At 72.1% G+C, this 20,071-nt stretch carries 19 protein-coding genes; 4 read left to right on the forward strand and 15 right to left on the reverse strand.

The genetic code is table 11. The features are described from left to right. Window positions 1-69 precede the first annotated feature (69 nt). Together DEJ17_RS04625 and DEJ17_RS04630 are read right to left on the reverse strand one after the other, a co-directional pair. The gene (locus DEJ17_RS04625; protein ID WP_110892276.1) at window positions 70-1,284 is read right to left on the reverse strand and encodes an acyltransferase; all 1,215 of its coding nucleotides are present in this window, start codon (window positions 1,282-1,284) and stop codon (window positions 70-72) included. 66 nt (window positions 1,285-1,350) lie between these two features. Continuing rightward, window positions 1,351-1,923 (reverse strand): TetR/AcrR family transcriptional regulator, encoded by a 573-nt coding sequence (locus DEJ17_RS04630; RefSeq protein WP_110892277.1) that lies wholly within the window; start codon window positions 1,921-1,923, stop codon window positions 1,351-1,353. Window positions 1,924-2,017: 94 nt separating this feature from the next. On the opposite strand from DEJ17_RS04630, the gene DEJ17_RS04635 reads away from it, so the two are divergent. After that, window positions 2,018-2,932, forward strand: coding sequence for an SDR family oxidoreductase (locus DEJ17_RS04635; RefSeq protein ID WP_110892278.1), 915 nt, complete (start codon window positions 2,018-2,020; stop codon window positions 2,930-2,932). A gap of 239 nt (window positions 2,933-3,171) precedes the next feature. Here the strand turns inward: DEJ17_RS04635 and DEJ17_RS04640 are convergent, their stop codons facing one another. The 3 genes from DEJ17_RS04640 to DEJ17_RS04650 all read right to left on the reverse strand — a co-directional run bounded on the left by DEJ17_RS04640 (window position 3,172) and on the right by DEJ17_RS04650 (window position 5,667). After that, a complete protein-coding gene (locus DEJ17_RS04640; RefSeq protein WP_071406544.1) occupies window positions 3,172-4,470 on the reverse strand; it encodes an NAD(P)/FAD-dependent oxidoreductase in 1,299 nt (432 codons plus the stop codon). Window positions 4,471-4,572: 102 nt separating this feature from the next. After that, on the reverse strand, window positions 4,573-5,121 hold the full coding sequence (locus DEJ17_RS04645) for a dihydrofolate reductase family protein (protein ID WP_110892279.1): 549 nt from the start codon (window positions 5,119-5,121) through the stop codon (window positions 4,573-4,575). 21 nt (window positions 5,122-5,142) lie between these two features. Then, window positions 5,143-5,667 (reverse strand): hypothetical protein, encoded by a 525-nt coding sequence (locus tag DEJ17_RS04650; RefSeq protein WP_110892280.1) that lies wholly within the window; start codon window positions 5,665-5,667, stop codon window positions 5,143-5,145. Window positions 5,668-5,749: 82 nt separating this feature from the next. Between DEJ17_RS04650 and DEJ17_RS04655 the strand changes: the two genes are divergently transcribed. Together DEJ17_RS04655 and DEJ17_RS04660 are read left to right on the forward strand one after the other, a co-directional pair. Next, entirely contained in the window at window positions 5,750-6,523 is a 774-nt protein-coding gene (locus DEJ17_RS04655; RefSeq protein ID WP_146239626.1) for an alpha/beta fold hydrolase, read from the forward strand. A gap of 77 nt (window positions 6,524-6,600) precedes the next feature. After that, a complete protein-coding gene (locus tag DEJ17_RS04660) occupies window positions 6,601-7,275 on the forward strand; it encodes a triacylglycerol lipase (protein ID WP_110892282.1) in 675 nt (224 codons plus the stop codon). A 64-nt stretch (window positions 7,276-7,339) separates the two neighbouring features. On the opposite strand, the gene DEJ17_RS04665 is transcribed toward DEJ17_RS04660, so the two are convergent. The 5 genes from DEJ17_RS04665 to DEJ17_RS04685 form a co-directional block, all read right to left on the reverse strand. Continuing rightward, window positions 7,340-8,347: a LacI family DNA-binding transcriptional regulator gene (locus DEJ17_RS04665; protein ID WP_110892283.1), complete on the reverse strand. Its 1,008-nt coding sequence runs from the start codon at window positions 8,345-8,347 to the stop codon at window positions 7,340-7,342. 95 nt (window positions 8,348-8,442) lie between these two features. Beyond that, window positions 8,443-9,471 carry a Gfo/Idh/MocA family protein gene (locus tag DEJ17_RS04670; RefSeq protein ID WP_110892284.1) on the reverse strand — a complete coding sequence of 343 codons (1,029 nt, stop codon included), beginning with the start codon at window positions 9,469-9,471 and terminating at the stop codon, window positions 8,443-8,445. Next, window positions 9,468-10,490 carry a Gfo/Idh/MocA family protein gene (locus DEJ17_RS04675; protein WP_110892285.1) on the reverse strand — a complete coding sequence of 341 codons (1,023 nt, stop codon included), beginning with the start codon at window positions 10,488-10,490 and terminating at the stop codon, window positions 9,468-9,470. Before DEJ17_RS04675 ends, DEJ17_RS04670 begins: the two co-directional genes overlap by 4 nt. A gap of 39 nt (window positions 10,491-10,529) precedes the next feature. Continuing rightward, window positions 10,530-10,910 (reverse strand): VOC family protein, encoded by a 381-nt coding sequence (locus DEJ17_RS04680; RefSeq protein ID WP_110892286.1) that lies wholly within the window; start codon window positions 10,908-10,910, stop codon window positions 10,530-10,532. Between the two features lie 33 nt (window positions 10,911-10,943). Continuing rightward, window positions 10,944-11,597, reverse strand: a complete 654-nt coding sequence (locus tag DEJ17_RS04685) for a CatA-like O-acetyltransferase (RefSeq protein WP_110892287.1) — start codon at window positions 11,595-11,597, stop codon at window positions 10,944-10,946. 41 nt (window positions 11,598-11,638) lie between these two features. Here DEJ17_RS04685 and DEJ17_RS04690 point away from each other — a divergent pair, with 41 nt between their 5' ends. After that, on the forward strand, window positions 11,639-12,196 hold the full coding sequence (locus DEJ17_RS04690) for a YbaK/EbsC family protein (RefSeq protein ID WP_110892288.1): 558 nt from the start codon (window positions 11,639-11,641) through the stop codon (window positions 12,194-12,196). Here the strand turns inward: DEJ17_RS04690 and DEJ17_RS04695 are convergent. From DEJ17_RS04695 to DEJ17_RS04715, 5 genes are all read right to left on the reverse strand, one after another. Then, a complete protein-coding gene (locus tag DEJ17_RS04695; protein ID WP_071246991.1) occupies window positions 12,177-12,545 on the reverse strand; it encodes a VOC family protein in 369 nt (122 codons plus the stop codon). The genes DEJ17_RS04690 and DEJ17_RS04695 overlap by 20 nt on opposite strands. A gap of 19 nt (window positions 12,546-12,564) precedes the next feature. Then, window positions 12,565-16,413: an ATP-dependent RNA helicase HrpA gene (gene hrpA, locus DEJ17_RS04700; protein ID WP_110892289.1), complete on the reverse strand. Its 3,849-nt coding sequence runs from the start codon at window positions 16,411-16,413 to the stop codon at window positions 12,565-12,567. Window positions 16,414-16,452: 39 nt separating this feature from the next. Beyond that, on the reverse strand, window positions 16,453-18,285 hold the full coding sequence (locus DEJ17_RS04705) for a thioredoxin domain-containing protein (protein WP_110892290.1): 1,833 nt from the start codon (window positions 18,283-18,285) through the stop codon (window positions 16,453-16,455). Between the two features lie 91 nt (window positions 18,286-18,376). Then, window positions 18,377-18,907: an ATPase gene (locus tag DEJ17_RS04710; RefSeq protein WP_110892291.1), complete on the reverse strand. Its 531-nt coding sequence runs from the start codon at window positions 18,905-18,907 to the stop codon at window positions 18,377-18,379. 4 nt (window positions 18,908-18,911) lie between these two features. Next, entirely contained in the window at window positions 18,912-19,979 is a 1,068-nt protein-coding gene (locus DEJ17_RS04715) for an NAD(P)-dependent oxidoreductase (RefSeq protein ID WP_110892292.1), read from the reverse strand. Between the last annotated feature and the right edge of the window lie 92 nt (window positions 19,980-20,071).

The following is a 20,071-nucleotide window of genomic DNA, read 5'->3' on the forward strand; positions in this document are numbered from 1 at the left end:
CGGCACCGCGCCTCCCGTCCGTCCGTGGCCCCGGGCCAGGTCCCGCTCCCGCTGCGTCAGCCGGTCACGTCAGCCGGTCGCGTCGCGGACGTGCGTGCCGCGCTCGGCCCTGGCGCGACCCGCTCGGACCCGTGCGCGGAACCGCTCGACGGGCACCTCGACGGCGAACGCGGCACCGATCGACACGATCACCACCGCGCCGACCAGGCCGACCGTGCCCCACGGGCCGATCGCGAAAGTGCCGAGCAGCGCGATCACCAGTGGGTGCCAGAGGTACGCCGAGTACGACACCCGTCGGCCGAACCACGACACCGGCGTCCAGGCCAGGGCGGCCGACACCGGGGAGCGGACCGAGACCAGCCCGCCGATCGCCACCGCCGCGATCAACCCGGTCAGCGGCAGCACGATGCCGAACGTCGACGCGTGCTGCGTCCAGTCGTCGTCGATCCAGAGCAGCGCCCCGACCAGCAGCGCGAGACCGAGCCAGGTCGCCACGTGCCCGAGGACCCCGGCGGCCCGCACGCGCACCCGTTCGTCGTCGAGCAGCAGTGCCAGTGCGCAGCCGATCGCGAGCGGCACGACCCCGAGCACGGGCGAGAAGTAGACGTCGGGCGTGGCACCGCCGCTCGGGCTGCGGTAGCTCGCCCACGACGCCGCCGACGCCACGACGACCAGGATCGCGAGGCCCGTCAGGAGCCAACGACGGCGGACCCGGTGTGCGGCGAGCAGGACCAGGACCGGCGGCCAGACCAGGTAGAACTGCTCCTCCATCGACAGGCTCCACGTGTGCGCGAAGACGCCCTGCGAGGTGTCCCAGAACGCGCGGAACAGGTTGCCCGTGTAGGTCAGCGCGATGAACGCCGCTTCGCCGGATGACAGCGAGGCGCCCTTGTAGTCACCGACCCAGTTCCAGAGCAGGAGTCCGACGACGACGAACGCGAGCAGCGCCGGGTAGAGGCGGAGCAGCCGCTTCACCCAGAACGAGCCGAGGCGCACCCGCCCGGTGCGACGCCGTTCGCCGAGCAGCAGCGTCGTGATGAGGAAGCCGGACAGCACGAAGAACACCGTCACGCCGATGAAGCCGCCCTCGAACTGCGGCACGTGCAGGTGGTACAGGACGACGACCAGGATGGCGAGGGTCCGGAGTCCGTCGAGCGCGGGTGCGCGGTGTGTCAGCGGGGGCGGCGGAGCCTGCGGCGACCCGGCCTCGGAGTGCGCCGGGGTGGTCGTGCGGTGCTGTGGCTGCGCCTGCGTCGGCGCCTGGGTCAGCGTCGTCGTCGCCATGGTCCCTCCCCGCGCTGCTCGGTTGCGTGTCGCCGACCAGGGTCCTCTTCGCGGGTAAGAGGAGTCTCAACGAGCGGGGTGCACCAGGCTCGTCAGGGCATCGAGTCGCTCGTGCGCGATCGCGGCGAAGGGGCGGTCCTCGTCGGGTGCGATCCACTGGGCGAACGACAGGTGGAACACGGTGACCGCGGCCTCGGCGGCCATCGTCGCGATCGGCTCCGGCACCGCTCGCTCACGCAGGACCTCGCCGAGGCGGGCCTTCAGGGTGGCGAGCTTGCCGAGTTCCCGCTCGCCCAGGGCCGCGTTCGCGTCGATCACGTGCTGGCGCGCACGCGACCACCCCCGACGGTCCTCGGGGAAGAAGTCGGCGCTGGCGTCCAGCGCGAGGCGGATCAGCTCGAACGGCGCGGTGCCCTGGGGAGCGGCGGTGACCGGGTCGACGAACATGGCGAGGAATCCGTCCTGTCCCGCGAACAGCACCTCGGGCTTGTCGGCGAAGTGCCGGAAGAAGGTGCGCTCGGTGACCTCGGCCGCCGCCGCGATCTCGGCCACCGTCGTGCGGTCGTACCCCTGCTCGGCGAACAGCTGCAGGGCGACCGCCTGGAGTCGCGCGCGGGTGCCGGGTTGCCAACGAACCATCCCCGCAGTCTACTGATGACAGTGGCTGACATCGAGTGCTACGGTGATGTCAGTTCATGACATCGGGTTGTGGACACTGCGGAAGGGAACGCTCATGCACGTGTTCGTCACCGGGGCCTCCGGCTGGATCGGCTCACACACCGTCGACGACCTGCTCACCGCCGGTCACGTCGTCACGGGCCTCGCTCGCTCCGACGCCTCGGCCGCGGCACTCGCGGCGAAGGGCGTCGGGGTGCTCCGCGGCGACCTCGACGACCTGGACGTCATCCACCGTGGTGCGGCCGAGTCCGAGGGCGTCCTGCACCTCGCCAACAAGCACGACTTCGCGAACCCGGCGGTGTCCGACGCCGCTGAACGTGCATCCATCGAGACGATCGGCGCAGCGCTCGCCGGCAGCGATCGTCCGTTCGTGTTCGCCGCCGGGGTCGCCGGGCTCGCCTTAGGGCGTCCGGCGACCGAGGCCGACCCCAACCCCTTCGTCGGTCCGGACGCTCCGCGCGGTGGCGGCGAGAACCGCGGCTTCGACTTCGTGGAGCAGCGCGTCCGCGCTGTCGCAGCACGCTTCAGCCCCACCACACACGGCCCGGGGGACCACGGGTTCGTCGCGTACATCGTCGCCACCGCCCGGCAGCACGGGGTCTCCGCGTACATCGGCGAGGGCACGAACCGCTGGGCCGCCGTGCACGTCACCGATGCCGCCCGGCTCGTGCGGCTCGGCCTCGAGCAGGCACCGGCGGACACGCGGATGCACGCCGTGGCGGAGACCGGCATCCCCACCCGGGCGATCGCCGAAGCCATCGGCGAGGGCCTCGGGCTTCCCGTCGCCTCGATCGACCCCGCGGACGCGCCCGCGCACTTCGGGTTCATTGCGTCGTTCTTCGGCATGGACATGTCCGCCACGTCCGAGGCCACGCGCGAGCTGCTCGACTGGCGGCCCACCGGTCCGGGGCTGCTCCAGGACATCGCCGCCGGCGCGTACTTCGACGTCCGGGTGGCGTCGGCCGGCTGACGTCGTACGACAGCGACATGGTCGTTCCGCGTCGGCCGGTCCCACGGTCCCGGCCACGCGTCGGCGCCAGCCCCGCGCACCACGCGTCGGCCGGGAGGCCCGTGGCCGGCCCGCACCGCACCTCCAGGCTGTCGCGCCCCGCGTCCACCGCACGCCCATCGTGAGCAGGAACGGTCGGGTCCGACGTGCGGACCCGACCGTTCCTGCTCACGAAGCGAGCGTGCGAGCGACCTCGGCGGCTACTCGGCCTTCTGCAACTGCCAGGGGTCCGGCTCGCGGTCGCCGTTGGGGCGCACCGGGCGCACGTCGCCGACGATCGGGATCGAGCGCTTCCGCATGAACCAGACGTAGCGGACGAAGAAGTGCGTCAGGGTCGACATCCGGTTGCCGGCACCGAGCAGGCTCGTGATGTGCACGAACACCCAGGCGAGCCAGGCGACCGGGCCGACCATCGTGATCCCGCCGCGCAGCTGTGCGACCGCGGCGTTCGTGCCGATCGTCGCCATGGTGCCCTTGTCGAAGTACTTGAAGCGCTCGGTGGCCTTGCCCTCGAGCAGGCGCACGATCTGCCGCGCCGAGTGCCGTCCGCCCTGCAGTGCGGGCTGGGCGAGCTGGGCGAGGGCGTCGTCCTGCGCGGCGATGTCGCCGGCGGAGAAGATCCGCTCGGCGCCCTTCACGCTCAGGTCGTCGTTCACCTGGATGCGGCCACCGTGGGTCTGCGGCAGGCCCCACCCCGAGACCTCCTTGTGGGCGGCGACACCGGTCGCCCAGATCACCTGCGACGCGGGGATGAACTCGCCGTCGGCGGTCATCACGCCGTCGCGCTTCACCTCGGAGACGCCGGTGTTCAGTCGCAGCACGACACCGCGCTTCCGCAGTACCTTGGCGGCGTAGCGGCGCAGGCGCGGGGCGAACGGCTTGAGCAGCTCGCCGCTCCGGTGCACGAGGGTGATCGAGATGTTGCCGCGTTCGATCTCCGGGTACGCGCCGACCAGGGCCTGGTCGCGGAGCTCGGCGAGCGCGCCGGCCATCTCGACGCCCGTCGCACCGCCACCGACGATCACGATGCGGATCTCGTCGGGGCCCTGGTTCGCCGCCGCTTCTTCGAGCCGGGTGAACAGCTCGTCGCGGATGCGGAGCGCCTGCGAGCGCGAGTACATCGAGTAGGCGTACTCGTACGCACCGGGGGTGCCGAAGTAGCTCGTGTTCACGCCGTTGGCGAGGATCAGGTAGTCGTAGTGCAGGTGCTCGCCGTCGGACATCTCGGCGATGCGCTCGTCGGTGCGGATGCCGGTGAGCAGGCCGTGACGGAACTCGGCGTTCGACTGGCGGGCCCGGAGCGAGCGCAGGAAGTACGTCACGTCGCCGGCGTTCAGGCCGCCCGTCGCCACCTGGTACATCAGGGGCTGGAACATGTTGTAGACGTGGCGGTCGACCAGGGTCACCCGGACCGGCGCGTCGGCGAGTTCGCGCATGGCGGCCACACCGGCGAATCCACCGCCGACGATGACGACGTGCGGGCGGGTGTCCTGGGTCATGCTTGCTCCGGTGTTCCTCGGGTGCGTGTGGTCACCCACGAGGGTACGCGCGGTTTGCCGGGGCGCATGACGGGCTGGGCCGGGAGGCCCGTGGTGCGTCCGTCAGGCGTCGAACCGCCCGTAGGTGTTCAGCACGTTCCCCTTGCTCGTCACGGTGCTGTCGACCAGACGCAGGCGCGTGGGCGGGTCGGTCGGTTCGAACAGTCGCCGGCCACGGCCGGCGATCGCCGGATGGATCATGAGCTGCAGTTCGTCGAGGACCCCGGCGAACAGCAGGCTGCGGACGAGCGTGACACTGCCGCAGACGGCGATGTCTGCCCCCTCGCGCTGCTGCAGTCCGCGGACGAACGCGGGGACGTCGCCCGGGATCCGCGTGCTGTTCTGCCAGGTCAGGTCGTCGCCGAGCGTGGTGGAGGCCACGTGCTTCTCGATCGGGTTGATCCACTGCCCGAACGGGTCGTCCGCGTGGGCGGGCCACCACTCGGACCACTCCAGGTAGCTGTTCCGCCCGAGCAGCACGGTGTCGGTCCGGGCCATCCAGGCGCCCATCGCCGCACCGAGCTCGTCGTCGAAGCTGTCGTACTGGAACTCGTAGGGGTCCTGCACGACGCCGTCGACCGACGTGAACAGACCGGCAGTGGTCTTCCGCATGGGACGGATCGTACCCGCCGGTCAGCTCCCGGTGCCGTCGGTGCTGCTGCCGTCGCTCGTGCCGTCGCTGCTGCTCCCGTCGCTGCTGCCGGAGCCGTACCCGGGGGCCTGCCCGGTGCCGTTGCCCGGGAACCGGTTCGTGCCGGGCACCTGGGTCGTCGACTGCGTCCGGTCCGCACCGATCGCGTGGCCGATGGCGAACCCGACGCCACCGCCGACGAGCAGTGCGGCGAGCCCGACGATCGCGGCGAGCAGCGGCCAGAACCACGGGGGCTTCGGACCTGTGCTGCGGCGGTTGGTCGTGGTTCCGGCTCCGTACCAGGGGGTGGTGCCGTTCGGGGCGGTGGAGTCCCAGGCGCCCGGGGTCCGGGGTCCGGCGTCCGCACGGTACTGCTGCTGCTGCTGTTGTTGTTGTGGCGCGGGGCCGTCGAGCGTGGAGGTCGACGTCGGGGTCGGGGCGGTGCCCCAGCCGGTCGGCGTCGTCGCCCGGTTCGCCGGGTCGGAGCCGTCCGGTTCGTGGCCGTTGGTGGGAGTGGTGTCGCTCATGCCAGCACTCCACACGGCCCGGCTATGGGGAGCCGATGACGAGGCTGACCCGGTGCTGCGAACCGCCGCGTAGCCTCGGCTCGTGCGCGCTGCTGTGGAGACCGTCCGGATCGACGGGTTGCCCGTGCGCCTGCACGCGATGGCGTCGCGGCAACCGGTCCGCGACGACACCGACCCCACCGTCGTGTTCGTCCACGGCATCGGGATGTCCCACCGGTCCTTCGCTCGGTCGCAGCGCGCCGTCGCCGCCGAGCACCGCACGATCAGCGTCGACCTGCCGGGGTTCGGCTGGCTGCCCGCAGCCGGTCGACGGCTGTCGATCGAGGAGCTCGGCGACGTCGTCGTGCGGGCCGTCCGCCACCTGGTCGACGGCGACCTGGTGCTCGTCGGGCAGTCGATGGGTGCCCAGGTCGTGGTCGAGTCCGCCCGGCGCCACCCGGAGACCGTCGCGGCGATCGTGCTCGTCGGTCCGGTGATCGACTCCGAGCGGCGATCGCTCCCGCTGCAGGCGCTCGACCTGGGCCGCGACGGGTTCGTCGAGGGCGTCCGGATGAACGCCGTCCTGGTCACCGACTACGTGCGGAGCATGCGGCAGTACACGCGTGAGCTCGGGCCGATGCTCCGCTACCCGACCGAGCGGACGATCACCGAGGTGACGCAGCCCGTCCTCGTCGTCCGCGGCACCCAGGACCCGATCGCGCGGCACGACTGGTCGGCTCGGGTCGCGGCCGCTGCGCCGAACGGCACCTTCGTGGAACTGGCCGGCCCGCACCACGTGCAGGAACGGCAGCCGGACGCCTTCGCACGCCTCCTCGAGACGTTCCGCAGCGCCGAGCGCCTGGAGGGGCTGCGGTGACCCGGCCGGCCACGTCGGGGACGGAGGCGGAGGCGGCACGGACGGCGCGATCCGGGCCTCCAGGCCGTGTTCCGCTGGTGCGACGCGCGTGGTGGGCCGCACTCGATTGGGGGTACGCGGCGAGGTGGCAGGTCCGGAGCCTCGGCCCGACCACCGCGGACGACTACCGGACCGGCGCCGGGCAGCCCGTCGTCGTGGTCCCCGGCGTCTACGAGACCTGGCACTTCATGCGGCCGCTGATGGACGCTCTGCACGACCGGGGACACCCGGTGCACGTGCTGCCGGTCCTGCGGCACAACCTGCGGCCCGTGCCCGACTCGGCGCGCGAGGTGGTGGCGTACCTGGAGGAGCAGAACCTGCGGAACGTGCTCGTGCTCGCACACAGCAAGGGCGGACTGATCGGGAAGTACGCGATGACGCAGCTCGACCGGCACGAGCGGATCGACCGGATGGTCGCGGTGTCGACGCCCTTCGCGGGCTCGGTCTACGCGCGGCTCGCGCCGGTGCCGCACCTGCGGGCGTTCCGGGCGGCCGACCCGGTGCTGGCCGGGCTGGCGCGGGAACTCGACGCGAACGCGCGGATCACCTCGGTGTACGGGGTGTTCGACACCCTCATCCCGGAGGGCAGTGAGCTCCGGGGCGCGACGAACGTGCGGCTGCCGGTGGGCGGGCACTTCCGGATCCTCGGCGATGCGCGGACGCGGTCGGCGGTGCTGGCGGCGGCGGACCCGGGCGGCCGAGACTCGGCCTGACGGGCAGCTCTCGGGCTTCCGGGGGCGCGAACTGTCCGCCGGGCCGAGAGTCGGCCAGACGCGCTCACCGGTCGGCGACGCTCGCCCGCTCGACGATCCGGTGCGGCACGACGACCGTCTCAGGCGCTGCACCGCGGTCCGCGATCCGACGGGTCAGCAGGTCGAGCGCTGCCGTCGCGAACGCCCGACGGTCGAACGACACCGTGCTGAGCGACGGGATCGCGTACGCGGCGCCGTCGACGTCGTCGAACCCGAAGACGCTGACCTGCTCGGGCACCCGGACGCCGCGGGCGGCGAGCACGTGCAGCACCCCGAACGCGATCGAGTCGGTGAACGCGAAGACGGCGTCGGGCAGGGGGTGCTCGTCGAGCCACGCCGCGAAGGTCGTCGCCGCGGAACTCGTGGTCCACGCCGGCAGCGGGACTCGCAGCGACGGGTCGGGCGTGATGCCGGCGGCGGTGAGTGCCGCGGTGTACCCGCGTTCGCGGAGCTCGCTCGTCGCCGTCGCGGCGCCCTCGGGTGACGCCCCGACGACCGCGATGCGCCGGTGCCCGTGGGCGATGAGGTGTTCGGTGACCTGCTCGGCCGCCGCGCGGCTGTCGACGTGCACCTGGTCGACGTGCTCGGGCTCGACCTCGCCGATGACGACCGTCGGCGGCAGCCCCTCGGTCGAGGCCAGGACGCTCGCGCTGAGCGAGACCGGGTTGAGGATCAGCCCGTCCACCAGGTGTGCCCGGGCACGGGAGACCAGTTCACGTTCGCGGGCGGGGTCGTTGCCGGTCTGCTCGAGCTGCACGACCCAGCCGCGTTCGCGGGCGAGTTCCACGAAGGACTGCGCGAGCTCGGCGGAGTAGGCGCTGCCCATCTCCGGCAGCGTCAACGCGATCGCGCCGGAACGGCCGTTCCGCAGCCCGCGGGCGGACAGGTTCGGCACGTAGTCGAGCTCGGCGACCGCGCGCTCGACGCGTTCGCGGGTCTCCGGGCGCACGACCACGCCGCCGTTGACGACGTTGGAGACGGTCTTCGGGGACACCCCGGCGAGGGCGGCCACGTCCCGCACGGTTGCGCGCATCGGGACGAGCGTAGCGCGGGGCGGTGCGGCGCAGGGCGGGTGCGGTCCAGGACGGGTGCGCTGTGCATGCGGCGGCGTGCGGTGCGGCGCTGGGCTCAGTCCGTGACCTGCACCGGAACCGTCCTGCCCGTCCGCACCGACTCCTGCGCCGCTAGCACGATCGACAGCGTCCGGAGTCCGACCCCGATGTCCGGCTGCGGCTGCTCACCGGACGCCACGGCCGCCAGGAACGTCCGGAGCATCGGCAGGTCGTGGTCGGGCCCGTACCGGAGCTCGATCGGCCGGCCGCCGACCACGTCGAGCCCGCGAGCAGCCGCCCCGAAGAAGTCCACCGACACCGTGCCGCCCGTCGCGGCCACGTCGAGTGTCAGCCCGCCCCACACCGGCGACGTGTCCGGTCGGCTCCACGAGCAGTCGATCGCGGCGATCGTGCCGTCGTCGTACGTGATGGTCACCAGGCCCGCGGTCTCGGCGTTGGCGCGGTCGGCGTGCAGCACCCGGTTGGCGACCGCGGTGACGGACACCGGCGCGGCGCCCGTCAGCCCGTCGATCAGGTCGGCGACGTGCACGACGTGGTCGACGAGGGCGCCACCACCGCTCAGCCGGACGTCGGTGAACCAGTCGCGAGCGAGCGGGAGCATGCCGTTGTTCGCGCCCCGCACCGAGAACACCGTGCCGAGTGCGCCCGAGTCCCGCGTCGCGCGCAGCCGGTCGAACGCCGAGGCGAAGCGCACCGGGAACGCCATCATCAGCAGCACCCCGGCGCGGCCCACCGCATCGCGGATCGCGAGGCCGTCCTGCCACGAGGTCGCGAGCGGCTTCTCGCAGAGCACGTGTGCCCCTGCTGCCGCCGCGAGCTCGACGAACTCGCGGTGCCGGGCGTTCTCGCTCGTGACGACCACCGCGTCCGGCCCCCAGGCGAGCAGCTCGTCGACGGAGTCCGAGTACCCGGCGCCGAGCGCGTGTGCCAGTTCGGCTCCGCGCAGGTCGCCGAGGTTCGTACCCGTGGACACCCCGCCCGGGTCCGTGCCGCGTACCTCGACGTCGGGCATCGCCGCCAGGGCGCCGAGGTAGCTGATGGCGTGCGTGTGGGCGAAGGAGAGCACCCCGACCCGGAGCGTCACCGCGACACCTCCACCGGCTGGCCGGACTCGATCGAGGCGATCGCCGCGTTCGCGATCCGCACCGCAGCGACGCCGTCGTCCACGCTGACCCGGGGCAGTGCGCCACCGTCGAACGCGGCGAGGAAGTCGGCGAGCTCCAGCGCGTACGGGTCGTCCGCCGGGTCCACCGACGGCAGGAAGCCGTCCACGGAAGCCGGTGCCGCGAGGTCGCTCCGGGTGTCCTCCTCTGCCCGGGACGAGTGCGACAGGCTGCCGAGCGTCCCCGTCACCGAGTACTCGGTCGTGAAGGCGAGGTGCTGCGGCCCCCACAGCCCGGCGACGTGGCTGATCGCACCCGACTCGTGCGTGAGCAGGACGTGCGCCGCCTCGACCGGCTCCGCCTCGGAACCCGCGCGGACGCTCACCGCCGACACCCGGGTCACCTCGCCCGCCACCCAGCGTGCGATGTCGAGGTCGTGGATCATCTGGTCCATCACGATCCCGCCCGACAGCGCGCGGTCGCCGAACCAGGGGACGTGGGTGGGGAAGGCGCCGGACCGCGAGAACCGCAACACCGCCAGGTCGCCCAGGAGGCCCGTGGTCGCGGCCTCGTGCAGGCGCGCGTACGCGGGGAACCAGCGCACCACCTGGGCCGGGTAGAGCTGCACGCCTGCGTCCGCAGCGCGGGCCGCCAGGTCCGCCGCGTCCGCGTCGGTCCGGGCCAGGGGTTTCTCGGAGACGACGTCCTTGCCGGCCGCGATCGCCGCACGGACGACCTGGGCGTGGGCGTGCGTCGGGACCACCACGTCGACGACGTCGACCCCGGCGAGGAGTTCGTCGAGGCTGTCGGCGACGGTGATCGTGCTGCCCTCGGCCCGGGCGGTGTCGGTGAACGCGGCGACGAGTTCGTGGGCGCCCTCGCGAGCGTGCACCACGACGTCGCCCAGGCGGAGCAGCCCGGGCAGGTGGGCGACGGAGATGCCGCCCGCACCGACGAGCCCGATGCGTTTGCGGGCGAGGGACTCCGACTGCGACGTCATGGGGTCAGCGTAGGAGATGCGGGGGAACGGCGGGTGGCGTCAGCCGGGCCCTGCCACCCCGACCAGGTTGCCCGCCGGGTCGTGGAAGTGGCCGACCGTCACGCCGCCGCCCTCGTTCCGTTGCGGCGGCAGGACCGCGGTGCCGCCGAGCTCCTCCACCCGCTCGAGCGCCGCAGCGACGTCGTCGACCCCGACGTAGAACACCGCGTGGGCAGCGAACCCCGGGCCGCCGCCGATTCCGCCCGCGACCGGTCCGGCACCCGCCACCGGGTCGAGGAACGAGTACGACGACTGTTCGGAGACGGCTGCGGCCACCGGGGCACCTGCGGGGGAGTCCCAGCCGAAGAGCGCGGCGTAGAAGGCCCGCAACCGGTCCGGGTCGGGGCCGATGACTTCGACGTGCACCACTGCGTTCGTCATGGGCGCCGTTCTACTCCGACCGAGACGCTGGGGTCAGCCGAGCCAGCCAGGGTCGGCGAAGAGTTCTTCGAGCTCGCGCAGCAGCCGGGTCGTGTGGAAGCCGTCGGCAGCCGCGTGGTCGACGTGCAACGCCAGCGGCAGCAGCGTCCGGTCGCCAGTGGTCCGGTACCCGCCGAGCGTGATGATCGGCAGCAGGTGGTCCCAGCCGTCGCGCACCTGCAACGAGAAGCCGGTGAACGACGCTCCCGGCAGGGTCGAGACGTCGAAGACGTTGCCGGGCCGGTCGTCCTGCGGGAACATCCGGGTGTCGTCCCGGTACTGCGCCATCGTTGACACCGCAGCGTCGTGGAAGGCGCCGAAGTCGTCGTCGTACGGCACCACCAGGGCGGAGAACGTCTCGGTGTCCAGGTGGAACACGGTGAACATCGGGTGGACACGGTCCCACACGGCGGGGGAGCCGTCGTCCAGCAGCTGCATCCGGAACTCGTCGTGCCGGTTCACCACGGTCGCGATGGCCCAGAGCTGCGACGCGTAGGTCCGACGGCCGGTCGCTCGGACGCGCTCGACGAAGGCGGTGACGTCGAGCTCGACGGTCACCTCGTACGCGCACGGCACCCGGCGCCGGTAGTGCTCGAAGTGCTCCCGGCGGGGCCACTGGTCGACGTCGATCGCCCGGAGTTCGGTCATGGCTCCACCCTCGTGCGGGATCGCTTCCCTACGGTGGAGCCATGCCGACGCTCGAACGTGTTCCCGCCCTGGTCGCCACCGGATTCCTCGCGATCCCCGTCGCCGAAGCCCTCGTCGCGTTGCCGACCGAGGTCGTCATGAAGATCGAGGGGGCCCCGATCGACGCCGACCTCGCTGACACCGCCGCGTTCTCGGAGGCGTACGGCTACCCGCTGGCCGGCGGCGCCAACTGCATCGTCGTCGCGGGGAAGCGCGGCGACGAGGTCCGCTACGCCGCCTGCGTCGTCCTGGCATCGACCAAGCTCGACGTCAACCGGGTCGTGAAGCAGCTGCTCGACGTCCGCAAGGCGAGCTTCGCCCCGATGGACGAAGCGGTCGAGCTGACCGGCATGGAGTACGGCGGCATCACCCCGATCGGACTGCCGGCGTCGTGGCCGCTCTACATCGACGCGCGCGTCCTCGACGCCCCCGAGGTGGTCATCGGCGCCGGGCGGCGCGCCGCGAAGCTGTTCCTGCCCGGTGCCGCGCTCACCGCGCTGCCGAACGTGACCGTGGTCGAGGGTCTGGCGACCGAACCGGTCAGTCCGACGGCCGGATGAGGCAGAACGGGTGGCCCGCGGGGTCGAGGTAGACACGGAACGTCTCCGTGCCCGACCCCGTCGCCGTCGCACCGATCGCGAGCACCGCGGCCTCGCCGTCGTCCAGGTCGTCGACCTTCACGTCGAGGTGGCTCTGCTGCGGGACCGTCTGCCCCGGCCAGTCCGGCGCCCGGTAGTCGTCGACCTGCTGGAACGCCAGGATCGGACGGTGGTCGGTGAACGGGAGGGCGAGTTCCGCCCAGTCCTCGTCGAAGCCCACGATCTCCCCGCCGAGCAGCTCGGCGTAGAAGCGGGCGAGGGCGCGGGTGTCCGGGCAGTCCAGGACGACGACGTCGAGTGTGCCGATCATGGCCGACACGGTAGACCCATCAGCGTGCGGCGGTCAGGGCCTTCGTGATCCGCTGCAACGAGACGGTCTCGGCGGTCCCGAGTTCCTGCGCGAAGAGGCTCAGCCGGAACTCCTCGAGCATCCACCGCGCGTGCACGAGCTCGGGGTGCGCGCCGACCGCGGGCGGGAAGGTGCCCCCGGCATCGGCGTAGCGGTCGGTCGCCACGGTGACCTCGCGCATCCAGGTCGCATCGCGGCCGGGGTTCTGCAGCAGCTTCTGCACGCGCGACTCGATGCCCTGCAGGTACACGCGGATGCGGCGGAGCCGGTCGAGCCCCGCCACCGCGACGAACCCGGGGAACACCAGACGCTCCATCTGCTGCCGCATGTCACTCAGGGCGGCGAGCAGCAACATCGAGTTCGCCTGCTTGAGCGCTCGTTCGGCGGAGCGCTGTGCGGCCAGGACGGCCGCGACCTCGGACACCGCGGTGAACATCGTGTCGACGACGGTGGCCGACACGGCATCGCGGACGGACTCGAACTCGGCCTTCGTGAAGACGAGGCCGTCCGGGTGGGCCCGACGGATGCCGGCGTCGACCACGGCGGCCAGGACGTCGTCGAACAGCGCGGCGGTCGACGGGTAGGGGCTCGCGGCGAGGGCGAGCTTCTCCTGCGCGGTCAGGTGCGACTGGATGTACGACACGGGTGAGGGCACCGCGTGCATCACCAGACGACGGACCCCTGCGGGCATCCGCACGACGCGGTCGGACGGCGTGGCGAGCAGCTGCACGCCGACGGTCGCCTTCGGACCGGCGCCTTCTTCGACCAGGGACGGGTACGCACGGATGACACCACCCGCCTGCTTGGTGTCGAGGGTCTGCGGCAGGTCCTGGTCGGGCCAGGCGGTGAGTCCGGACTGTTCCAGCGGACGACCGGTACCAGCGGATGCGACTCGAGCCGCGCCTCCTGGCCGTCCTGCACCCTGCACCGTGGCGGAGGCGACGCTCTGCCGGGTGCGTTCCTTGAGCTTGGTCTGCAGGGCCGACAGGTCCTTGCCGGTCTCGACCCGGCGACCGCGCTCGTCGACCACCGCCCAGGTCGGCAGCAGGTGTGCGGGGACGCGGGCCAGGTCGAAGTCAGACTCCGACACGGGCACGTAGGTCATGCGCTGGATCGCCTTGGCGAGCGTGGATCGGAACGACTCCGTCGGCTCGGTCGGGGCGTCGTCGGGCAGCTCGGCGACGATCTTCTCGGCCCAGTCGGCAGCGGGCACGACGTTCTTGCGGATCTGCTTCGGCAGCGACTTGATCAGCGCGGTGACGAGTTCCTTGCGGAGGCCACGCACCTGCCAGTCGAAGCCCTCTTCGCGCATCCGGGGCAGGAGCGCGAGGGGCACCTGCACGCTGACGCCGTCGTCTTGCGCGCCGGGTTCGAAGCGGTACTTGATCGCGAGGCGTTGGTCGCCGCTCCGCCACTGGGTCGGGTACTCGACGTCGTCCTCGGCAGCCTCGGCGGCGGATTCGTCCAGCAGGTCCGACCGGCGCATCGTGAGCAGGTCCGGCTGCTCACGGCGGATGGTTCGCCACCACCCCTCGAAGTCACGCGTCGTCGCCACGTCTGCGGGGATGCGGGCGTCGTAGAACTCGTAGACGTTCTCATCGTCGAGCAGGATGTCGCGGCGGCGGGTGCGTTCCTCGAGCTGCTCGAGTTCCTTGCGGAGCTTCCGGTTGGCGCGGTCGAAGGCCTGCTGCGATTCCCACTCGCCCTCGACCAGGGCATGCCGGATGAAGAGCTCGCGAGAGTGTTCCGGGTCGATCCGTGAGTACTGCACGCGGCGGCGCTGCACGATCGGGACGCCGAACAAGGTCACCCGCTCGTAGGCGACGACCGCCCCCTGCTTCTTCTCCCAGTGCGGCTCGCCGTAGGTGCGCTTGAGCAGGTCGCCGGCGAGCGGTTCCACCCAGGCGGGGTCGATCCGGCCCACGGTCCGGGCGAACAACCGGCTCGTCTCGACGAGTTCGGCGGCCATCACGGCGTCGGGCTGCTTCTTCGCCAGCACGCTGCCCGGGAACACCACGAACCGGGTGTTCCGCGAGCCGAGGTAATCGCGCTTCTCGCGGTCGCGGAGACCGATCTGACTGAGGAGTCCGGCGAGCAGTGCACGGTGGACCGCGTCACCGTCGTCGGAGCGGGACTGGCCCACCCGCACGTCGACCTGCTTCGCTGCACGGGAGAGTTGCCGGTACAGGTCCTGCCACTCGCGGATGCGGAGGTAGTTGAGGAACTCGGCCTTGCAGAGGCGTCGGAACGCGCTCGACGACAGTTCCTCCTGCTGGTCCTCGATGTGGTTCCACAGGTTGAGCAGGGTCAGGAAGTCGCTGGTCGGGTCGGCGAAGCGGGCGTGCAGCTGGTCGGCGTGGGCACGCTTCTCGAGGGGACGCTCGCGCGGGTCCTGGATGCTCAGGGCGCTGACGATGGCGATGACCTCGCGCCCGACGCCCTGCCGCCCGGCCTCGAGCACCATCCGGCCGAGGCGGGGGTCGATCGGCAACCGGGTCAGCTGTCGCCCCGACTTCGTGATGCGGCCGTCCTTGTCGACGGCACGGAGCTCGCGGAGCAGGTCGAGGCCGTCCTTCACGCCCCGGCTGTCCGGCGGCTGCAGAAACGGGAACGACTCGATGTCGCCGAAGCCCAGGGAGATCATCTGCAGGATCACCGCGGCGAGGTTCGTGCGGAGGATCTCGGGGTCGGTGTACTCGGGACGGCGGCCGAAGTCGTCCTCGGAGTAGAGCCGGATCGCGATGCCGGCGCTGGTGCGGCCCGCTCGACCGGAGCGCTGGCTGGCGCTGGCCTGCGAGATCGCCTCGATCGGCAGGCGCTGCACCTTGGCCCGCGGGGAGTACCGGGAGATGCGCGCCGTCCCCGTGTCGATCACGTACTTGATGCCCGGCACCGTCAGTGAGGTTTCGGCGACGTTCGTGGCGAGGACCACACGACGGCGGATGCCCGGGGTGTTCCGACGCTCGAAGACCCGGTGCTGGTCGGCCGCGGACAACCGGCCGTACAGCGGCAGGACCTCGGTGCCCGGGTAGCGCTTGCCCTCGATCGCGTCCTGCGCGTCGCGGATCTCGTTCTCGCCGGACAGGAACACGAGGACGTCGCCCGGCTCCTCTTGTGCCAGCTCGTCGAGGGCGTCGGTGATGCCCTGCAGGGTGTCGCGGTCGTCGGCTGCGTTGCCGCTGTCACCGGTGCGGGAATCCGACTCGTCGTCTGCGTCGTCGCCCTGGTCTTCGGCGACGAGCGGGCGGTACCGGATCTCGACCGGGTAGGTGCGGCCGGACACCTCGATGATGGGCGCGTCGTCGAAGTGCTTCGAGAACGACTCCGGGTCGATCGTCGCACTCGTGATGATGAGCTTCAGGTCGGGGCGACGGGGGAGCAGCCGCTTCAGGTATCCCAGCAGGAAGTCGATCGTCAGGGACCGCTCGTGCGCCTCGTCGATGATGATCGTGTCGTACCGCTTCAGGTCGCGGTCGAAGTGGATCTCGTTCAGCAGGATGCCGTCGGTCATCAGCTTCACGCGGGTCTCGGAGCTCACCTTGTCGGTGAAGCGGACCTGGTACCCGACGAGTCCGCCGAGCTCGCCGCCGCCCAGTTCTTCCGCCACACGCTCCGCGATGGTGCGGGCTGCGATCCGCCGCGGCTGCGTGTGCCCGATGTGCTCGCGACCGAGCTCGAGGCAGATCTTCGGCAACTGTGTGGTCTTGCCCGAGCCGGTGGCCCCGGCGACGATGACCACCTGGTTGTCACGGATGGCAGCCGCGATGTCGTCCCGCCGCTGCGAGACCGGCAGTTCGGGCGGGTACGTGATGGGCAGCGGAGAAGACATGAGCATTCCAGGATACAGGCGCGCCGGGCGGCTGGTGCGTCAGGCGATCTGCTGGGCCAGGGAATCCGCTGACCGGGACGGCAGTTCGCACACTCGGTCGTGACAGACGTACCCGGCAGGATCGAACGCGTCGCGGCCCTCGAACAACGAGAACCCCGCCTCGGCCCAGTCGCGGGCCTGCTGCCGCGTCGTGGTGGCGACGACCGTGCCGGGGCGCCGAGCGCGGTGTGCCACGGCCCGCATCGGATCGTCGGTGCCGCTCGTGACGACGACGATCTCTCGCGACGGCCGTTGCAGGGCGAGGGCGACACCGAGGGCATCCGCGTGACCGAGGGGTCGCTCGGTCCCGGTGCGGGCGCGGTCGGCGACGAGTCGTGCCGCGGCGACCCGCAGTGCCTCGTCGCCCGTCAGTGCCCCGAGCGTCGCTGCGGCCGATGCCAGTGCCACGGTGCCGGACCGCATCGCCGTCTGCGGCTGTTCGCCCGTGGCGGTCCCCGCGGAGGCCAGCACCGGGTCGACGTCGAAGCGCCCGGCCAGGCCGTCGTCGACGAGCGAGCGTGCGACGGTCGCGTAGGAGACCTCGCCCGTCACCAGGGCGAGTTCGAGCAGCCCTTCGGCGAGCAGTCCGACGTCCTCGACGGTGGCCGGAGCGGAGGACGCCCCGCGCGGTGTGCTGGACCGTACGGTCACGTGGCCGTCCTGCACGTGGGCAGCGAGGACAGCGTCGGCGGCACCCCGCGCGAGCGCGACGAGTTCTGGATCACCGTGCCGCGCACCGGCGATCGCGAGCCCCCGGATCGCCAGGCCGTTCCAGCCCGTGAGCACCTGGTCGTCCAGCGGTGGCGGGTCGACGTGGGCGCGCTCGGCGACCGGTCGGCGGTACCACTCGCCCTCGACCCGTCGGCCGTCGATGGTCGACTCGCTGTCCTGCGCGGCGACGAACGCCCCGTCGGCCCGGCGCAGGGTGTCCCGGAGGAAGTCGGCGATGCCGCGAGCCTGCTCGGCACCCGCGACCGCGAGCAGCCCCGCATTGTCGTAAAGCATCCGTTCGTAGTGCGGCACGCTCCAGTCGCGCCTGGTCGCGTACCGGAAGACACCACCGTCGGCGTCGGTCAGCTCGGAGGCGCGGATCGCGTGCAACGACCGGTCGAGCAGCCCGTCGGCCTCGGCGTCGCCGTCGGCCGCCGCGTCGGCGAGGAACTCGAGCAGCGGCGTGCTCGGGAACTTGGGCGCGCCGCCGAAACCACCGTAGGTGGTGTCCTCGGCCTGCGACAGCTGGTCCGTGACGGCCCGGATGGATTCGACGGACGGGAGGCCCGGGCCGGCTCCGGCACCGCCCTCGCCCGAGCGGGCGGTCGCGTCCGCCACGGCGCCCTGCCGGATCGCCGTCGCGATGGCCGAGGCGTTCGCGTCCACCTCGTGCCGACGCTCGGTCCAGGCGTCGAGCACGGCGGCCAGGATCTGCCGGAACGCCGGGACCTGCCCGACGGGAGTGGGTGGGAAGTACGTCCCCGCGAAGAAGACGTGGCCGTCGGGGGTCAGGAACGTCGTCAGCGGCCAGCCGAGCTGTTGCGTGAACGCACTCGCCGACGCCATCAGGCTCGCGTCGACGTCCGGCCGCTCTTCGCGGTCGACCTTCACCGACACGAAGTCCCGACGGAGCAGCTCGCCGATCTCCGGATCCGCGAAGCTCTCGCGCGCCATCACGTGGCACCAGTGGCACGTGGCGTACCCGACCGACACCAGCACCGGGACCCCGCGCTCCCGTGCTTCGTCGAACGCCTCGGGACCCCACTCGCGCCAGTCGACGGGGTTGTCGGCGTGCAGACGCAGGTACGGGCTGACCGAGGTGCCGAGGCGGTTGTCGTTCATGGCTCCAGCGTGCCCGCCCGCGACTGGGCGGACCACCGCCCGGGGACATCTGTGGACGGGACGGCCGCTCTGCACAGGCCGGGCGGGGAGATCAGCGCTCGAGCCACCCCGTGATCGACGCGAGCCGTGCGGCCACCTGGGCGGGGCTCTGGCCGTCGGTGTCCAGCCGGGTGACCGTGTCCGCGGTGGCCGCGTCGAGCCTCCCGGCCGTCCGTGTGCTGTGCGCGAGCTGCGCCTGTGGGACCGCACCACCTGCTCGCCGCGTCAGGCGGTCGGCGGTCGTGTCGTCCGTCGCGCGGAGCAGGGCCACGCTGACCAGCGGATCATCGCCCATCGCCGCGGCGAGGCGCTCGTGTTGGAGCACGGACACGGTGTTCGTGTAGATGAGTCTGTGGTGTCCGATCGCCCGGTAGCCGGCCCAGATCGCGGCGAGGTTCCGCTCTGCCAGGTGCGCCTCGGGGTGCTCGACGTGCGGCGCCGGGTGAGCGAGGTCGAGCAGGTCTCCCTCGATCACGGCGTGCCGGACGTCCGCCGCGACGAGCAGGTCGTGCAGTGCCTCGGCCGCCGTGGACTTGCCCACGCCGGAACGTCCGCCGATGAACAGGACCTCGGATCGGAGCACCGTGTCAGCCCAGGTTGAGGGACAGGAGTGCGAGTGCGGCGTCCTCGGGGCCGTAGTCGAACATGTGGTCCCAGAACGGGTCGTCGGCCCAGGGGACGTCGCCGTCGGCGGGCGTGGCGTGGGCGGTCTCGACCAGCCATGCCAGTTCCGGGGCGACGGCGGCCTGGAACTCCGGCGGTTCCCAACCCAGGGCACGTGCCGCCGTGGTGTCGAGGACGAACGGCGACGGCGACGACCAGGGCGTGCCGCCCACGAAGGCGGGCGCGTCCTCGTCGAGCAGGACCTCGTCGAACCGGTGGTCCAGGTGTCCGGCGATCGTGCGGACGATCTCGAGCACGGTCGGGGCGGAGGCGTCCGCGACGTTGAGGATCCGGCGGTCCGGTGCGTCCGCCACGAGTCGGACGAGCGAACCGATGCCGCTCGCCGCCGTCGTGTGGTCGATGCCGCGGCCGTGGTCGGCGAGCAGGATGCGTTCCCGGCCGTCGAGCGCGCGGCGGACGACGAACCACTCCCGCGGGCGGCCGATGCCGACGCCGTACACCTTCGACGGGCGGAGCACGGTGACCGGGGCGCCGTGGTCGAGCAGGACCTGTTCGGCCGCCACCTTCGCGGCGCCGTACCCGTCACGACTCGTCGGGTCGCCGTCCCCGGCGGTGACCGTGGGCTGGATCTCGGTGACCGCACCGCCGAACACCGGCTTGTCGAGCGAGTTCGCGTGCCGGCCCTGCTCGTCGGCGTAGACGGCCTTGGACGAGACGAAGACCGTCGAGCCGACGTCGTCGAGGAACGGCAGGAGCTGCTGGGCGTCGTCGCGCGTCACACCGACGGTGTCGACGAGCAGGTCGGCTCCGGGGCGCAGCAGGTCACGCAGGACGGAACGGTCGCGCCGGTCGCCGGCGACGAAGGTCGCGCCGGAGGCTGCCAGGCTGTCGGCCGCGGGGCCACCGCGTCGGGCGACGAGGTCGACCTGCCAGTCGTCGCCGCCACGGCCCGAGGCGTCGAGGAGCGCACGTGCGACGGCCGAGCCGATCCCGCCGGTGCCGCCGAGGATGACCGCGCGTCTGGTGCTCATGGTGCAACGGTAGTGCGGTGTCGGCCGTCCGCCGTCGGTCCTCGGCTGTCGGTCCTCGGCCGTCGGCCAGGCGCGGCCGCCGTTCCGCGGTC

Source organism: Curtobacterium sp. MCSS17_011, assembly GCF_003224275.1.
Taxonomy (GTDB): Bacteria; Actinomycetota; Actinomycetes; order Actinomycetales; family Microbacteriaceae; genus Curtobacterium.

What these genes read in the sequence shown, in the direction of transcription:
- DEJ17_RS04625 (WP_110892276.1), bottom strand. Translation starts at nt 1,284, where the DNA reads ATGGCGACGACGACGCTGACCCAGGCGCCGACGCAGGCGCAGCCACAG.
- DEJ17_RS04630 (WP_110892277.1), bottom strand. Translation starts at nt 1,923, where the DNA reads ATGGTTCGTTGGCAACCCGGCACCCGCGCGCGACTCCAGGCGGTCGCC.
- DEJ17_RS04635 (WP_110892278.1), top strand. Translation starts at nt 2,018, where the DNA reads ATGCACGTGTTCGTCACCGGGGCCTCCGGCTGGATCGGCTCACACACC.
- DEJ17_RS04640 (WP_071406544.1), bottom strand. Translation starts at nt 4,470, where the DNA reads ATGACCCAGGACACCCGCCCGCACGTCGTCATCGTCGGCGGTGGATTC.
- DEJ17_RS04645 (WP_110892279.1), bottom strand. Translation starts at nt 5,121, where the DNA reads ATGCGGAAGACCACTGCCGGTCTGTTCACGTCGGTCGACGGCGTCGTG.
- DEJ17_RS04650 (WP_110892280.1), bottom strand. Translation starts at nt 5,667, where the DNA reads ATGAGCGACACCACTCCCACCAACGGCCACGAACCGGACGGCTCCGAC.
- DEJ17_RS04665 (WP_110892283.1), bottom strand. Translation starts at nt 8,347, where the DNA reads ATGCGCGCAACCGTGCGGGACGTGGCCGCCCTCGCCGGGGTGTCCCCG.
- DEJ17_RS04675 (WP_110892285.1), bottom strand. Translation starts at nt 10,490, where the DNA reads ATGACGTCGCAGTCGGAGTCCCTCGCCCGCAAACGCATCGGGCTCGTC.
- DEJ17_RS04680 (WP_110892286.1), bottom strand. Translation starts at nt 10,910, where the DNA reads ATGACGAACGCAGTGGTGCACGTCGAAGTCATCGGCCCCGACCCGGAC.
- DEJ17_RS04685 (WP_110892287.1), bottom strand. Translation starts at nt 11,597, where the DNA reads ATGACCGAACTCCGGGCGATCGACGTCGACCAGTGGCCCCGCCGGGAG.
- DEJ17_RS04690 (WP_110892288.1), top strand. Translation starts at nt 11,639, where the DNA reads ATGCCGACGCTCGAACGTGTTCCCGCCCTGGTCGCCACCGGATTCCTC.
- DEJ17_RS04695 (WP_071246991.1), bottom strand. Translation starts at nt 12,545, where the DNA reads ATGATCGGCACACTCGACGTCGTCGTCCTGGACTGCCCGGACACCCGC.
- hrpA (WP_110892289.1), bottom strand. Translation starts at nt 16,413, where the DNA reads ATGTCTTCTCCGCTGCCCATCACGTACCCGCCCGAACTGCCGGTCTCG.
- DEJ17_RS04705 (WP_110892290.1), bottom strand. Translation starts at nt 18,285, where the DNA reads ATGAACGACAACCGCCTCGGCACCTCGGTCAGCCCGTACCTGCGTCTG.
- DEJ17_RS04715 (WP_110892292.1), bottom strand. Translation starts at nt 19,979, where the DNA reads ATGAGCACCAGACGCGCGGTCATCCTCGGCGGCACCGGCGGGATCGGC.